Genomic DNA, 14,638 nt, shown 5'->3' on the forward strand with positions numbered 1-14,638 from the left:
GCCGCTCATGCCGGTCCGCCCAGGCGCAGCACCGCGCCGCCGCCCGGCAGCAGCTGGTGCGTGGCGATCACGGCCATGCCGCCCGCGCCCAGGTGCGCGTCCAGCTGGCGCCGGAAGCGCGCGCAGCTGTCGGCATCCAGCGCGGTGACCGGTTCGTCCAGCAGCCACAAGGCGCGCGGCGCCAGCGCCAGCCGCGCCAGCGCGACGCGCCGCCGCTGGCCTTGCGACAGCGTGCGCACCGGCACCTGCGCGACGCGCTCCAGCCCTTGTGCGGCGAGCGCGCGCGCGACGCTGTCGGCGCGCTGGCCGGCATCGGCATGCTGGGCGGCAAGGCGGGCAGCAAAGCGCAGGTTCTCGGCCGCGGTCAGGTCGACGTCGATGCCGTTCGCGTGGCCGACGTAGGCCAGCGCCTGCTGGAACTCCGGATCGGCGGCGCGCAGCGGACGCCCGTGCCATTGCAGCGTGCCGGCATCGGCGCTGGCCAGGCCGCACAGCACGCGCAGCAGCGTGGTCTTGCCGCTGCCGTTGGCGCCCAGCACCTGCAGCAGCCCGCCCGGCGCCAGGCCCAGGTCGATGCCTTGCAATACCTTGCGGCCGGCACGCGACACCGCCAGGCCGCTGGCGCTGAGCACGGGCGCGGCGGCATGCGTCATTTCACCTCGGCCTTCGACATGTCGGGCAGATGGTGGGCAATGCCCTTGTGGCAGTCGATGCAGGTCTTCTCCTTGTTGGCCAGGTAAGTCGAATGCATGGCCTGCGCGCGCGGACTCTGCCGCGTGAAGTCCATCGACTGGTAGTCGTGGCAGTTGCGGCATTCGAGCGAATCGTTGGCCTTGAAGCGCGCCCACTCGTGCTGCGCCAGCGTGAGCCGGTGCGCCTGGAATTTCTCGCGGGTGTCGACGGTGCCGAAGACCTTGGCCCAGACTTCCTTGGACGCCTGCATCTTGCGCGCCATCTTCGAGGTCCAGTTGTGCGGCACGTGGCAGTCCGAGCATTTGGCGCGCACGCCGCTGCGGTTGGTGAAGTGGATGGTGCCCTGCAGTTCCTGGTAGACGTTGTCGCGCATCTCGTGGCAGCCGGTGCAGAACTGCTCGGTGTTGGTCAGTTCCAGCGCGGTGTTGAACGCGCCCCAGAACACCACCCCGGCGATAAAGCCGCCCAGCGTCAGGAAGGCCAGGCTGAAGTGCGCGCTGGGCCGGTTGATGGTCCGCCAGTAACGCTTGATCAGGTCGAGCATGGCGCGCACCCGCTAGTTGGACGAGCCCTTGGCGCCGGGCTTGCGCTTGAGCAGCTGCTCGACGTCGACGAAGGTGTTGCCCACCAGCGGCTTGGCGTCGGCCTGCGGCACGTGGCACTGCGTGCAGAAGTAGCGGCGTGGCGAGACCTCGGCGAGCACGTTGTTGTGGCGGTCCATGTAGTGGGTGATGCTGACCGGGATCGCCTGGGTTTCCTCGGTCCGGGTGCGGGCGTGGCAGAACATGCAGCGGTTGAAGTCCTTGTCGACCTGATAGCCGTCGATCTTGTGCGGGATCGTCGGCGGCTGCATGGTGTAGTTGCGGTTGCGGCGGATGTCCTTGTTCTCGATCGGGTAGAGCAGCGGCGCCCTCGCTTCATCGGCGATGGGCGTGGGCCCGCGCATCGCGTCGACCACGCCCTGCGCGCGCGCCGGGCTGCTGGCGGGCACGGCCAGCACCGCCAGCAGCAGCGCGCACAGCGCCAGCAGCGGCATCCAGGATCGGCTTGGCTTCATGGCGTCTCCCCTCGTTCGGTTCCGGGCTAGACCTTGACGATCTTGACCGCGCACTTCTTGAAGTCGGTCTGCAGCGAGATCGGGCAGGTGGCGTCCAGCGTCACCTTGTTGATCAGCTGGCTGGCATCGAACCACGGCACGAACACCAGCCCGCGCGGCGGTGCGTCGCGCCCGCGGGTCTCCACGCGCGAACGCATGCGCCCGCGCCGCGACACCACTTCGACCTCGACGCCGCGCCGCAGCCCCATCGCCCTGGCGTCTTCCGGATGCATGAACACCACCGCGTTGGGGAAGGCGCGGTACAGCTCCGGCACGCGCCGCGTCATCGAGCCGGAATGCCAGTGCTCCAGCACGCGGCCGGTGGCCAGCCAGAACGGATATTCCTTGTCGGGTGATTCGGCCGGCGGCTCGTAGGGCAGGGCAAAGATCACCGCCTTGCCGTCGGGGTTGCCATAGAACTGGTAGCCGGTGCCGGCCTTGACGTACGGGTCGCTGCCCTCGCGGTAGCGCCAGCGCGTTTCCTTGCCGTTGACCACTGGCCAGCGCAGGCCGCGCGCCTCGTGATAGGCGTTGAACGGCGCCAGGTCGTGGCCGTGGCCGCGGCCGAAGCTGGCGTATTCCTCGAACAGCCCCTTCTGCACGTAGAAGCCAAAGGCCTTGGCTTCGGCGTTGTGGTAGTCGGGGTCGGTTTCCTTGAGCGGGAACCTGTCGACCTGGCCGTTGCGGTAGAGCACGTCGAACAGGGTCTTGCCGCGATATTCGGGTTTCTTTGCGATCAGGTCGGCCGGCCACACGTCCTCGACCTTGAAGCGCTTGGAGAACTCCATCAGCTGCCACAGGTCGGAGCGCGACTCGCCCGGCGCATCGACCAGCTGGTGCCAGAACTGCGTGCGGCGCTCGGCATTGCCGTAGGCGCCTTCCTTTTCCACCCACATCGCGCTGGGCAGGATCAGGTCGGCGGCCAGCGCGGTCACGGTGGGATAGGCGTCGGACACCACCACGAAGTTCTGCGGGTTGCGGTAGCCCGGCAGGCCTTCTTCCATCAGGTTGGCGGCGGCCTGCATGTTGTTGTTGACCTGCACCCAGTACGCGTTGAGCTTGCCGTCCTTGAGCATGCGGTTCTGCAGCACCGCGTGGTAGCCGGGCTTGTCGGGGATGGTGCCGGGGGGCAGCTTCCAGATCCGTTCGGCTTCCTCGCGGTGCTTGGGGTTGGTCACCACCATGTCGGCCGGCAGCCGGTGCGAGAAGGTGCCCACCTCGCGCGCGGTGCCGCATGCCGACGGCTGCCCGGTCAGCGAGAACGGACTGTTGCCGGGCGTGGCGATCTTGCCGGTCAGCAGGTGCAGGTTGTAGACCATGTTGTTGGCCCAGCTGCCGCGCGTATGCTGGTTGAAGCCCATGGTCCACAGCGACATCACCTTGACGTTCGGGTCGGCGTAGAGCTCGGCCAGCTGGTCGAGCTTGGCCTTGGGCACGCCCGACAGCTTGCTGACGGTATCGGCGTCATACCTGGCGACAAAGCGCGCGAAGTCGTCGAAGCTGATCGGGCGCGAAGCCCCCGGATCGGCCGCGTGCTTGGCCGCCTTCTGCAGCGGATGCTCCGGGCGCAGGCCATAGCCGATCTCGGTCACGCCCTCCTTGAACACGGTGTGCTTGTTGACGAAGTCCTTGTTGACCTTGTTGTTCTTGATGATGTAGTGGGCGATGTAGTTCATCATCGCCAGGTCGGTCTGCGGCTTGAAGATGACCGGGATGTCGGCGAGATCGAACGAGCGGTGGGTGAAGGTCGACAGCACCGCCACGCGCGTCTTCGGATGGCTCAGGCGCCGGTCGGTGATGCGGGTCCACAGGATCGGGTGCATCTCGGCCATGTTCGAGCCCCACAGCACGAAGGCGTCGGCGGCCTCGAAATCGTCGTAGCAGCCCATCGGCTCGTCCATGCCGAAGGTGCGCATGAAGCCCTGCACCGCCGACGCCATGCAGTGGCGCGCATTGGGGTCGAGGTTGTTGGAGCGAAAGCCCGCCTTCATCAGCTTGGACGCCGCATAGCCTTCCCACACGGTCCACTGGCCCGAGCCGAACATGCCCACCGCGGTGGGGCCTTTCTCTTTCAGCACGCGCTTGAACTGGTGCTCCATCTCGTCGAAGGCGCGCTCCCACGTGACCGGGGCGAATTCGCCGTTCTTGTCGTATTTGCCGTTCTTCATGCGCAGCAGCGGCTTCGTCAGCCGGTCCTGCCCGTACATGATCTTCGACAGGAAGTAGCCCTTGACGCAATTCAGGCCCTTGTTGACTTCGGCCTGCGGGTCGCCGTTGGTGGCCACCACCTTGTTGTCCCTGACCGCCACCGTGACGCCGCAGCCGGTGCCGCAGAAGCGGCACGGCGCCTTGGACCACTTCAGCTTGGTCACTTCGCTGTCGGTGACCATGTTGGCGGCGCCGGCCGGCAGCGCCACGCCGGCCACCGATGCCGTCGCCGCGGCAGCGGTCTGCTTGATGAAGTCACGACGAGAGATGGTCATGGGCCTGCCTCCTCGTTCATTGCGGGGTTGACGGCCTGGTGCATGGCCTCGGCGTCTTCGTTGTGCTGGTAGACCAGCGCGGCCGACAGTACGCCCTCGAGCTGGTGCAGGAAGGTCAGGTGCGCGGCAATGGCCTGCGCGGTGGGCGCTTCGAGGGTGACCACCAGCTTGCCGGTGTCGCTGGCGGCATGGATCTCGGCGCCGGCGATGGCGTCGATCGCGGCGCGCACCTGCGCCAGCCTGGCGGGAAGAGCATGGACCACGATGCCGGCGATATGCCACTCTGCGCTCGCGGGCAGCGGCTGGATGGGGATGGCACGTCTTGCTGCGGGCATGCGCAAGCTCCGGTTCGATGCCGTTTCAGTCTGTGCTGCAGCTTGTTTTTATCTGTCAAATGCTCCCGCGGCGGCGGGCCTGCCGCACCGGGCCTGCGCGGGGCCGCCTTGCCGACTAGTGGGACGGCGGTCCGCTGATCAGCTGGGTCATCCAGACAATGAACCCGTAGCCCGCGACGATGATGACGGACAGCACCGGCACCATCACGGCGGTCAGGAAAAGGAAACTGCGCAGTTCTTCTTGCTTGCGTTGCGGATCGGGAGGTTCACCGGTTTCCATCGTAGCTTGACGTCCTCGGAAAAAGTGATCAGGCGCGGCACCCGACGCGTTACACCATTAAAGGAAGCGCGAGCGAAGGAGTCAAGACTGCACTCGCGACACGCAGTCGACGACGGCGCGCAGTGCGGCGCGCGCCGCAACGCCGACTGCGCGATACCCCGATTGCGGTAACGGTGCCGGGCCAGGCCCGACGGAAATGTCATCTAGTGATAGGTCACCGTGACCAGGTAGGCGGACGCCGGTCCGCGCTGCCCGGCATGTGCCGGTGCCACGTCGAGGGCGGCCACGCCGATGCGCGTCGGCCCAATGAGCCGGCCTGGCGCCACCGCGAAGGGTGCCGAGATGGTCTGCCCGGAGGGCTGCTGGCAACTGGCATGCACCAGGCCCGCGGTCGGACGGAAACCGCATGACGGGGACACGATCGCCCCCAGGAACGTAATGGTGCCGGTCTGCGCGGCAGCGCTGCCGATCCCTGCGGCCGCCAGCAGCGTGACGACGGCCTTCCTGCTCCGATCAAGCGACATGTTTCACCTCACGATTGTTAGTGCGGCCCAACCCGGGCCGCCATTCTTATCGCGGTACCGTGCCGGCCCACCAAGCTGCGTGTGGGCTACCTTCAGCATAGCTCTCGGTTCAGAGCATTCTTAGGTTTTATGACACTTCGGTGGCAATTGCAGGTGGGGCGGACGTGGGCTGCGGCGTGCCTATGCCGCGCCGCGCAGGATCAGCCGCGAGCGCGCAAAGCCGGCGTGGGTCTGCAGCGCCTGCATCAGCTGCGCCGAGGGCGTGCGGTCCAGGTCGGTGACCACGTAGCCGGTGTGGCCGCGCGTCTGCAGATGCTGGCCGGTGATGTTGACGCTTTCCTGCGCCAGCAGCGTGTTCAGCGCAGCCAGCGCGCCGGGCGCGTTGCCGTGCACGTTGAGCAGGCGCGCCGGGGCATGCAGCGGACCCGGGTCGACCTCGGGGAAGTTGACCGCGCCGATGGTGCCGCCGGTGGCGAGGAAGTGCGCGAGCTTGGCCGCGACTTCGGTGCCGATGTTCTCCTGCGCTTCTTCGGTGCTGCCGCCGACGTGCGGGGTCAGCAGTACGTTGGGCAGGTTCTGCAGCGCGCTGGTGAAGGGGTCGTGGTTGGTCTTGGGCTCTTCCGGGAACACGTCGATGGCCGCGCCGCCCAGCCGCTTCTCGCGCAGCGCCGCGGCCAGCGCGGCGATGTCGACCACGCTGCCGCGCGAGGCATTGATCAGGATCGCGCCCGGCTTGAACGCCGCCAGGATGTTGGCGTCGATCATGTTGCGCGTGCGCGGCGTGGCTGGCACGTGCAGGGTCACCACCTCGGCCTGCGACACGGCTTCTTCCAGCGAGCCCGCGGCGCGGGCCGAACCGTGCGAGAGCCGCGCCAGCACATCGTAGTAGACCACGCGCATGCCCATCGATTCGGCCAGCACGCCGACCTGCGAGCCGATATTGCCGTAGCCGACGATGGCGATGGTCTTGCCGCGCGCCTCGAACGCGCCGGTGGCGCCCTTGGCCCAGGTGCCGGCATGCGCCAGCGTGTTCTTCTCGGGAATCCGGCGCAGCAGCATCACCGCTTCGGCCACCACCAGCTCGGCCACCGAACGGGTGTTGGAGAAGGGCGCATTGAACACCGGGATGCCGGCGGCGGTGGCGGCGTCCAGGTCGACCTGCGAGGTACCGATGCAGAAGCAGCCGATCGAGAGCAGTCCGGGCGCGCTGCGGATATCGTCGGCGCGCAGGTGGGTCGCCGAGCGGATGCCGACCACGTCATGGCTGGCCAGCACCTGGCGCAGTTCGGCGCCGGCCAGCGCGCCGGTGCGGCGCTCGACCTGCAGGCCGGCTTCGGCCAGCCGGGCATTGGCGCTCTGGTGGATGTTCTCGAGCAGGATGGCTGTGGTCACGTTCGTTTTCCGCATGGAGGGTTGGCGGGCATTGCCGCATCGCCTCCATTCTGCGCGCAAAACGGTACCCGGGCCGGGGAGCCCCTGCTGCCGGCATTGGCACCGGCCGTCGCATACGGACGCGATTCGGTCACCGCGCGGTCGCCACGCGGCAGCGGCCTCAGCGCGCGCGGCGCGCGTCGCCGCCGAGCGGATCGACGATGATCATGGTCTGGCGCAGGACCCCGGCGTTGTCGAAGTAGCAGCTGAAGTGCGCGGTCTGCAGCCCGTCCTTGTACATGCGCCAGGACCACGCTTCGCGCTGCATCAGCGGGTAGTACTGCACCGGCTCGCGCGGCAGCCCGAAGTGCTGCTGCACGTCCTGCTTGGTCCAGACCCCGACCTGGGCCCGATAGATTTCGGCCTCGGTCAGCATCTGGCGGTAGCGGGTCAGCCGGCCCGCCGCGTCGAAATCGGCGGCGTAGACCTGATGGCCGAAGGGCTGGCGCGACCACAGCCAGCGGGTGGTGCCGTCGGCCAGGCGGTGGGTTTCGGTCGGCGGTCCGAAAGTCTGGCGCACGGCACTTTCAGGGCTGCCGATCATCTGCCTGCCGGTCTGTTCCGGCTGCAGCGAGGCGCAGGCGCCGAGCATGGCGGCGGCCAGACAGAGGGGGCCGAGGCATCGGCCGGGCAGGGACCGGGGTGGCATGGCGCGCTCCTGCGAAAAGAATGTCCGCAGCCGCCATTGTCCGGCCGCCGGCCCGCCTGGCGCAACCGGCCGCGCGCGGTCTTAGCAGCGGCCCTTCTTGGCCTGGCCCGGCGGGCAGAACGACTCGTTGCCGTACGCGTCGACGCGGCAGTTGCCTTTCTTGGCTTGTCCCGGCGGGCAGCCCTGCGGGCCGCCGCCGTAGGTGTCATAGGGAGCGACCACGCAGCCGCCGAGCAGTGCGCTGCACGCGACCAGAAGGGCCAGGACGGATTTCATTGCATTCTCCTTGTTGTGGGGATTCCGTTTGCGACAGGAGAATAAATGTTGCCAGCGCCGTTGTCTGTAAGGAATGGTGAAGGTGGCGGCGTCGGCGACTGCTACATCCGGAACACCAGCCCCAGCCAGAAACTGCGGGGCGCCCCCGGCGCCACGAACAGCGCGCTGGCCGCATCGCCGGGCGCCACGTGCGGGCGCACCAGGCTGCCGCCGGGAAACACGTCGTTGGCGATCTGGCCGTAGGTCTCGTAGCGGCGGTCCAGCAGGTTGGCCACGCGCGCGTAGATCTCGAAGCGCTTGCTGACCTGATACGCCGCGCGCAGGTTGAGGGTGGCGTAGCCCGGCGTGCTCCAGTCCGCGGTCCGGGGCGCGGCGCCCGCCTGCGGGTCGCTGCGCAGCCCGTCCTCGTTGCCGCTGGAAGCCGCGCCTGATACCGCCACCAGGTCGGCGCCCAGCACCAGTCCGGCCAGCGCCTGCCAGTCCGCGCCCAGCTTGAGCGTATGGCGGGGCAGGCCGGCCATGCGCATGCCCGGGCGGATATCGATGGTGCGCTCGCCGGCGGCGAGCGCGCCGGCGGACTGGTAAGTGGCCTGCAGGTAGCTGTAGGCCAGCCGCAGCGTGACCGCGCCCAGGCGGTGGCGCGCGGTGAGGTCGAGCCCCTGGTTGCGGGTGCGGTCGAAGTTGGCGAAGTAGCCGAGCTGGGTGTTCGGCGCGCGCAGGAACAGGATGTCGTCGTGGTTGTCGATGCGATAGAGCGAGGCCGTGACCTCGGTGTGCGGGCGCGGGTGCCAGCGCACGCCGGCCTCGTACGAATGCGACACCACCTGCTTCAGGTAAGGATCGGCCTGCAGGCCGGCCGGCAGCCGGCAGGGCCGCTCCGGGTCGGCGCAGCCGAGTTCGAGCACGGTCGGCACACGATTGTTCTGCGCATAGCCGCCGAACACCGTGACGCCGCCGCCGAGCTTCTGCGCCAGCCCCAGCGCCGGGTTGAGGCGGCGATAGGTAAAACTCTCGCGCGGCTGCTCGCTGCCATCGCTGTTGCGCAGCGTGTTGCTGACGCTGGCGTGGTTCCACCGGGCCGAGGCGGTCAGGAAGGTGGTGGGGGTCAGCGACCAGGTATCGGACAGGTACACCCCCAGCGTGCGCGCGTTGCCGCCGACCCCCGAGAACAGTGCATTGGCCTCGGCGGGGTCGGCCACCACGCCGCGGTCTTCGGTAAAAGTGCCGGGCTGCGCGTATTGCGAATAGGTCAGGCGGCTGCGGTCGAGCGTCAGGCCGGCATTGAGCACGTGGCGTTCGGTCTCGCGCGCCAGGCTCAGCGCCATGCCGACGGTCTGCTGCCGCATGTGGCTGGTGTTGAGCACGGCCGGGTGCAGCGCCGCGCCCTCGGCGCGGGTCATCTCGCAGTCGTCGCCGCGCGGGCTGCCGTCGGCGTTGAAGCCGTCTTCGCAGTCTTCGGCATAGTCTTCGTAGTCGGGGTTGACGTCGCCGTTGGCGGTGTCGCGGCGGCTGTTGCGCACGTAGGCCAGCGCGGCAACGCTGGTCTTGTCGTCGAACCAGTGGCGGGCGTTGAGCGCGGCCTGCGTGACCAGGTTGCGGGTCTGGTCGGGATAGGTGTAGACCGCGCGCCGGTTGGCCTGGTAGAGCTCGGGCAGCGTGCCGCCGTCGCCGGCGCGATAGCTGGGCACCAGCCCGTTGCCGGTCAGGGTGCTGCGCCCGTGCAGCACGGAGGCGTCCCAGCTGGTGCTGGCGCCGGCATAGCCCGCCTTGGCAAAGACGTTGCCGAGCCGGCCCTCGGAGTGGTCGCGCCAGCCGTGTTCCTGGAACAGCGTGCCGGCGGCGAACGCGTGCCAGCCGCTGTCGCTGCGCATGCCGCCGGACAGGTCGGCGCGCTTGCGGGCATGGCTGCCGTAGGAGAGATCGGCGCCGAAGCCGGGCGAGTCCAGCCCGGAACGCGTGGTCATCGCCAGCGCGCCGCCCAGCGTGTTCAGGCCGTAGGCGGGGTTGGCGCTGGACACCAGCGACGCGCTCGCCAGCGCCGCCTCGGGGATCATGTCCCAGCTCACCACGTCGCCGAAGGGCTCGTTGACGCGGATCCCGTCCAGGTACACCGACAGGCCCTGCGGCACGCCCGGGATCGATGAGGCGCGGAAGCCGCGGTAGGTGATGTCGGTCTGGAACGGGCTGCCCTGGATGTCGTTGACGTTGACGCCGGCGAGGTGGCGGTTCAGGTAGTCGGCCAGGTTGCCGGCGCGCGCGCCGCCGAGCTCGCTGCCGCGCACGGTCTGCACGGTGTAGGGCACCAGGTCGCTGGCCACGCCGATGCCGGGCAGCGGCGCGGCGGCGACGACCAGTACCTCGGGCAACAGGACCGTGTCCTGGTTTGGCGCAGCGGTGTCCTGTTGCGCCACAGCGGCACGCTGGCACAGCAATGCGATGGCCGCGCACAGCATCGCGGCACGGGTTGCCGCGCGGGGCCGCCGAGCGGCCACAGCGCGGCGTGGCAGGCGGGATGGCCGCGCGCCGGGCGGCGCGGGGCGCAAGATGGCTGGCATGGTCGGTCTCCTCCGGATAGGCGGCGCATGCCTGCGTCGGGCAGCGCCTGTCGGGAGGGACTCAGCAGTTTTCGTACCGTGCGGCGCCGGGCCATGGTGCCGGCGCGCGCCTGTCACAAAACAGGACAGTCGTGCGTGGCGCCAGCGGGCCAGTGTTCCATCGCGGCACAGTGCCGACGCGGCGCATTGCACCACGCGCCGCAGCGGCGCAGCGCCCAAAAGCGGCGCCGGGCCGGCCAGGCAACGGCCGCGGGCGGGCGGCGTGCGTTGCTGCGTCGCACATGGTATCGGCCTTGCTCAGCACTGCGCATCCCAACCTGTCCGGTGCCTTCGCCATGTTCCGTTGCCTTGCCTGCCTGCTGTCGATGTGCCTCGGCCTGCTGCCGGCGGGGCTGGCGCGGGCCGAGGGTGCGGCAGCCTACCCGTCGCGTCCGCTTACGCTGGTGGTGCCGTGGCCGGCAGGCGGCGCCACCGATATCTCCATGCGCATCCTGGCCGAGCTGGCCGGGCGCGAACTGGGGCAGCCGATCGTGGTGGAAAACCGCCCCGGCGCCGGCGGCACGCTGGTGGGCGGGCTGCTTGCCGCCGCGCGGCCGGACGGCTACACCATCGGCCAGCTGCCGCTGACGGTGTACCGGTTCCCGCACCAGCAGAAGACGGCGTGGCAGCCGCTGCGCGACATCCAGCCGGTGCTGATGATCTCCGGCTATACCTTCGGCATCGTGGTGCCCGCCGACAGCCCGTGGCGCTCGTTGCGCGACCTGATTGCCTGGGGCCGCGCGCACCCGGGCCAGCTGACGGTGGGCTCCACCGGCATCGGCACCACTGCCCACCTGGCGATGGAGGATGTGCTGGGCCGCAGCGGTGTGCGCTACCTCCACGTGCCGTACCACGGCACCGCCGACCAGATGCTGGCGGTGGCCAACGGCTCGCTGATGGCGGGGGTCAATTCCACCGGCTTCGCGCCGTTCGTCGAGGCCGGCAAGCTGCGCCTGCTGGCGGTGTTCAGCGCGCAGCGCCCGGCGCACTGGCCCGAGGTGCCGACCGTGGCCGAGCTGGGCTTTGCCGATGCGGTCCACAACTCGCCCTACGGCATCGGCGTGCCGCGCGGCACCGATGCGGCCATCGTCAGGCGCCTGCACGATGCGTTCCGCGCCGCCATGCAGCAGCCGCGCCATCTTGCCGAGCTGGCCCGCTACGACCAGGAGCTGACTTACCTGGGCACCGCGCAATATGAAGCCTTCCTGCGCCAGGCATGGGAGACCGAACGGAGCTTTGCCGCGCGCGCGGGCACGGCGCGGACGCGGGGGCAGCTATGAGCGCGGCGCCATCGCGCGATACGCTGGCGCTCGGCTGCGATGCCGTGCGCAAGGCGTTCGGCGCCCGCGTCGCGCTGGACGGGGTCTCGCTGTGCGTGCGCCGCGGCGAATTCGTCGCGCTGCTGGGCCCCAACGGCGCGGGCAAGACCACGCTGTTCCAGATCCTCGGCGGCCTGTTCGTCGCCGATGCCGGGCAGGTCACGGTGATGGGCTGCGACATGCGGCGCGAGCCCGTGCGCGCGCTGGCGCAGCTGGGCATCGTGTTCCAGCAGCCCGCCATCGACCTGGACCTGCCGGTGCAGGCCAACCTGCGCTTCCATGCGGACCTGCATGGCCTGCCGCGCCGCGTGGCGGCGCAGCGGATCGCGTGCCTGCTGCAGGGGTTCGGCCTGGCGGCGCGCGCCCAGGCGCCGGTGCGCGAGCTGTCGGGCGGCAGCCGGCGCAAGGTCGAGCTGGCGCGCGCGCTGCTGCACGAGCCGGCCATGCTGCTGCTGGACGAGCCGACGGTGGGGCTGGACCCGGCCTCGCGCGTGCAATTGCTGGCCGAGTGCCGGCGGCGGGCGCGGCACGCGCGCGCCGGCGTGCTGTGGGCCACCCACCTGGTGCAGGAAGTGGAGCAGGCCGATCGCGTGGTCGTGCTGGACCGCGGCGCGGTGCGCTTCGACGGCACCCCGGCCGCGCTGCTGGGCGTGACCGGAGCCGCGACGCTGGAAACCGCGTTCCTGGCGATGACGCCGTCGCTCGCCCGCGCCGCGCCAACGGAGGTCACCGCATGAGCCCGATGCCGTCCCCCGCCTGGCTTGCCGGCGCCTGGCTGCTGGCCACCACCCTGCTGGTTGCCGCCGGCCTGGCCGAGGGGGCCCAGGGCGGCCAGGCCGGCGCCGCGCGCGCCGCGACCCGCCAGGTCTTTGTCTCCAGCGAAAAGGACGATGCGCTGACCGCCTACGATGCCCGCAGCGGCCAGCAGCTCGCGGCATGGCGCCAGTGCCGGCGGCCGCGCCACCTGCAGCTGTCGCCGGACCGCGCGCGGCTGTACGTGGCCTGCAGCGACGACCACCGCGTCGACGTGGTCGACGTGGCCACGCGCAAGACCGTGGCCTCGCTGCCGGTCGGCGACGATCCGGAACTGTTCGACCTCAGCCAGGACGGCCGCACGCTCTACGTATCGAACGAGGAAGATGCGCTGCTGTCGGCCTACGACACCGGCACCGGCAAGCGCGTGTTCGCGGTGGCGGTGGGCGAGGAGCCGGAAGGCGTCAGGGTCAGCGCGGACGGACGCCAGGTGTACGTGGCCTCCGAGGTGGCGAACCTGGTGCACGTGGTCGACGTGGCCTCGCGCAAGGTGGTGCGCAATATCCGCGTCGGCAACCGGCCGCGCCGGTTGCTGCTGGTGCGCGGCGGCAAGGAGCTGTGGGTCTCCAACGAGCTGTCGGCCAGCGTCAGCGTGATCCGCACCGATACGCTCGAGGTGGTCCGGACCATTGCCTTCGCGCCGCGCGGCATGCGCGCCGAAGACGTGACCCCGGTCGGGATGGCGGCGGCCAGCGACGGCACGCACGCCTATGTCGGCCTGGGCCGCGCCAACCATGTCGCGGTGGTGGAGGTGGCGTCGCGCCGCGTGCAGGACTACGTGCTGGTGGGGCGGCGCGCCTGGGGGCTGGCGCTGAGCCGCGACAACGCCCGGCTCTATGTCGCCAACGGCTTGTCCGACGATGTCAGCGTGGTCGACACCGCCAGCCGCAAGGCGGTGGCCACGCTCAGGGCGGGGCGCGTGCCGCATTCGGTGGCGATCGATGACTGAGCGGGCGCCGGCAGTGCTGGCCTGCGCGCTGGCGCTTGCGTTGGAGTTCGCGTTGGGGCTTGCGCTGCCGGCGCCGTTGCACGCCGCTGAGGTGCGCGTCGCGGTGGTGTCGCAGGCCGATGATGCCCGCCATGCGCCGCGGCGGCTGGCACAGCGCTATCCCGACCAGCCGCACGGCCCTGCGCTCGATGGCGCCCGGGTCGCGGCGGCGGAAGCGCGCTATGCGCTGGAGGCCGCGGGCCAGTCGCTCCGGGTCGAGGGGCAGCAGGCCCGCACCGCGGCCGAGGTGGCGGCGCTGGTCGCGGCGCTGGCGCGCCAGGGCACGCGCTACATCCTGCTCGACCTGCCGCCCGCTTCGGTCAGGGCCGCGGCGGACGCGGTCAAGCCGGGCGAGGCGCTGCTGTTCAATGTCTCGGCCGATGACGATGCGCTGCGCGGCGCCGGCTGCGCGCCGGTGTTGCTGCATACGCTGCCCAGCCAGCGCATGCGCGCCGACGCGCTGATGCAATACCTGGCCGCGCGCAAGTGGCGCCGCGCGCTGCTGCTGAGCGGGCCGTCCGCGGCCGACGCCGCGCAGCGCGAGGCGCTGGTGGGCGCGGCGCGGCGCTTCGGCATCGCCTGGAGCGCGCAGCGCGTGTTCCGCCTGTCCAACGATCCGCGCGAGCGCGACCAGGCCAATGTCAGGCTGCTGAGCGGCGGCGTCGACTACGACGTGGTGGTGGTCGCCGACGCCGACGGCGAGTTCGCGCGCGGCCTGCCCTACGCCACGCAGCTGCCGCGCCCGGTGGTGGGCGCCAGCGGCCTGGGTGCGCAGGCCTGGCACTGGGCCTGGGAGCGCAACGGCGCGCCGCAGCTCAACCGGCGCTTCGCCCGGGCCGCGGGCCGGCCGATGACCGGCTACGACTGGGCCGCCTGGGTCGCGGTCAAGGCCATTGCCGAGAGCGTGGTGCGGCAGCCCGCGGGCTTCGCCGCACAGGCCCGGGCGCTGGCCGCGGGGCAGGTGGTGGTGGACGGCTTCAAGGGGCCGCCGCTGTCGTTCCGGCGCTGGGACCGCCAGCTGCGCCAGCCGCTGATGCTGGCCCATCCGGACGGCGTGGCCGGCACCGCGCCCGCCGAAGGCGTGCTGCATCCGCTCAACAATCTCGACACCCTGGGCGCCGACCAGGCCGATACCGCGTGCCGCGCCCCGACCTGAC

The 14,638-nt window shown here is 70.4% G+C and carries 15 protein-coding genes; 4 read left to right on the forward strand and 11 right to left on the reverse strand.

Annotation, left to right across the window (positions count from 1 at the left end; translation table 11 throughout):
* Positions 1-5: 5 nt before the first annotated feature.
* From ccmA to CBM2594_RS18025, 11 genes are all read right to left on the reverse strand, one after another.
* Positions 6-653, reverse strand: a complete 648-nt coding sequence (gene ccmA, locus CBM2594_RS17975) for a cytochrome c biogenesis heme-transporting ATPase CcmA (RefSeq protein WP_232346661.1) — start codon at positions 651-653, stop codon at positions 6-8.
* Positions 650-1,237 carry a NapC/NirT family cytochrome c gene (locus tag CBM2594_RS17980; protein ID WP_174078483.1) on the reverse strand — a complete coding sequence of 196 codons (588 nt, stop codon included), beginning with the start codon at positions 1,235-1,237 and terminating at the stop codon, positions 650-652. Before CBM2594_RS17980 ends, ccmA begins: the two co-directional genes overlap by 4 nt.
* 12 nt (positions 1,238-1,249) lie before the next feature.
* Positions 1,250-1,750 carry a nitrate reductase cytochrome c-type subunit gene (locus CBM2594_RS17985; protein WP_116358182.1) on the reverse strand — a complete coding sequence of 167 codons (501 nt, stop codon included), beginning with the start codon at positions 1,748-1,750 and terminating at the stop codon, positions 1,250-1,252.
* Positions 1,751-1,776: 26 nt separating this feature from the next.
* Positions 1,777-4,272 (reverse strand): periplasmic nitrate reductase subunit alpha, encoded by a 2,496-nt coding sequence (gene napA, locus CBM2594_RS17990; RefSeq protein ID WP_174078481.1) that lies wholly within the window; start codon positions 4,270-4,272, stop codon positions 1,777-1,779.
* A complete protein-coding gene (locus CBM2594_RS17995) occupies positions 4,269-4,607 on the reverse strand; it encodes a chaperone NapD (RefSeq protein ID WP_116358183.1) in 339 nt (112 codons plus the stop codon). The genes napA and CBM2594_RS17995 overlap by 4 nt, the downstream gene beginning before the upstream one ends.
* 115 nt (positions 4,608-4,722) lie before the next feature.
* Positions 4,723-4,887, reverse strand: a complete 165-nt coding sequence (napE, locus tag CBM2594_RS18000) for a periplasmic nitrate reductase, NapE protein (RefSeq protein ID WP_116358184.1) — start codon at positions 4,885-4,887, stop codon at positions 4,723-4,725.
* A gap of 203 nt (positions 4,888-5,090) precedes the next feature.
* Complete coding sequence (locus CBM2594_RS18005; protein WP_116358185.1) at positions 5,091-5,411, reverse strand: hypothetical protein; 321 nt, start codon at positions 5,409-5,411, stop codon at positions 5,091-5,093.
* Positions 5,412-5,591: 180 nt separating this feature from the next.
* A complete protein-coding gene (gene serA, locus CBM2594_RS18010) occupies positions 5,592-6,818 on the reverse strand; it encodes a phosphoglycerate dehydrogenase (protein ID WP_116358186.1) in 1,227 nt (408 codons plus the stop codon).
* A gap of 145 nt (positions 6,819-6,963) precedes the next feature.
* The gene (locus tag CBM2594_RS18015; RefSeq protein WP_116358187.1) at positions 6,964-7,491 is read right to left on the reverse strand and encodes a hypothetical protein; all 528 of its coding nucleotides are present in this window, start codon (positions 7,489-7,491) and stop codon (positions 6,964-6,966) included.
* 81 nt (positions 7,492-7,572) lie between these two features.
* Positions 7,573-7,767 (reverse strand): hypothetical protein, encoded by a 195-nt coding sequence (locus CBM2594_RS18020; protein WP_062802722.1) that lies wholly within the window; start codon positions 7,765-7,767, stop codon positions 7,573-7,575.
* Positions 7,768-7,868: 101 nt separating this feature from the next.
* A complete protein-coding gene (locus tag CBM2594_RS18025) occupies positions 7,869-10,322 on the reverse strand; it encodes a TonB-dependent receptor (RefSeq protein ID WP_116358188.1) in 2,454 nt (817 codons plus the stop codon).
* A gap of 293 nt (positions 10,323-10,615) precedes the next feature.
* On the opposite strand from CBM2594_RS18025, the gene CBM2594_RS18030 reads away from it, so the two are divergent.
* Genes CBM2594_RS18030 through CBM2594_RS18045 form a run of 4 tightly spaced genes read left to right on the forward strand, consistent with a single transcriptional unit; the run spans position 10,616 to position 14,637 of the window.
* Complete coding sequence (locus tag CBM2594_RS18030; RefSeq protein ID WP_232346663.1) at positions 10,616-11,641, forward strand: tripartite tricarboxylate transporter substrate binding protein; 1,026 nt, start codon at positions 10,616-10,618, stop codon at positions 11,639-11,641.
* Positions 11,638-12,417 (forward strand): ABC transporter ATP-binding protein, encoded by a 780-nt coding sequence (locus CBM2594_RS18035; protein ID WP_116358189.1) that lies wholly within the window; start codon positions 11,638-11,640, stop codon positions 12,415-12,417. The genes CBM2594_RS18030 and CBM2594_RS18035 overlap by 4 nt, the downstream gene beginning before the upstream one ends.
* Positions 12,414-13,442 carry a PQQ-dependent catabolism-associated beta-propeller protein gene (locus CBM2594_RS18040; RefSeq protein ID WP_116358190.1) on the forward strand — a complete coding sequence of 343 codons (1,029 nt, stop codon included), beginning with the start codon at positions 12,414-12,416 and terminating at the stop codon, positions 13,440-13,442. Before CBM2594_RS18035 ends, CBM2594_RS18040 begins: the two co-directional genes overlap by 4 nt.
* Positions 13,435-14,637, forward strand: a complete 1,203-nt coding sequence (locus tag CBM2594_RS18045; RefSeq protein WP_116358191.1) for a branched-chain amino acid ABC transporter substrate-binding protein — start codon at positions 13,435-13,437, stop codon at positions 14,635-14,637. The genes CBM2594_RS18040 and CBM2594_RS18045 overlap by 8 nt, the downstream gene beginning before the upstream one ends.
* Position 14,638: the final 1 nt, after the last annotated feature.

Source organism: Cupriavidus taiwanensis, assembly GCF_900249755.1.
GTDB classification, from domain to species: domain Bacteria; phylum Pseudomonadota; class Gammaproteobacteria; order Burkholderiales; family Burkholderiaceae; genus Cupriavidus; species Cupriavidus taiwanensis_D.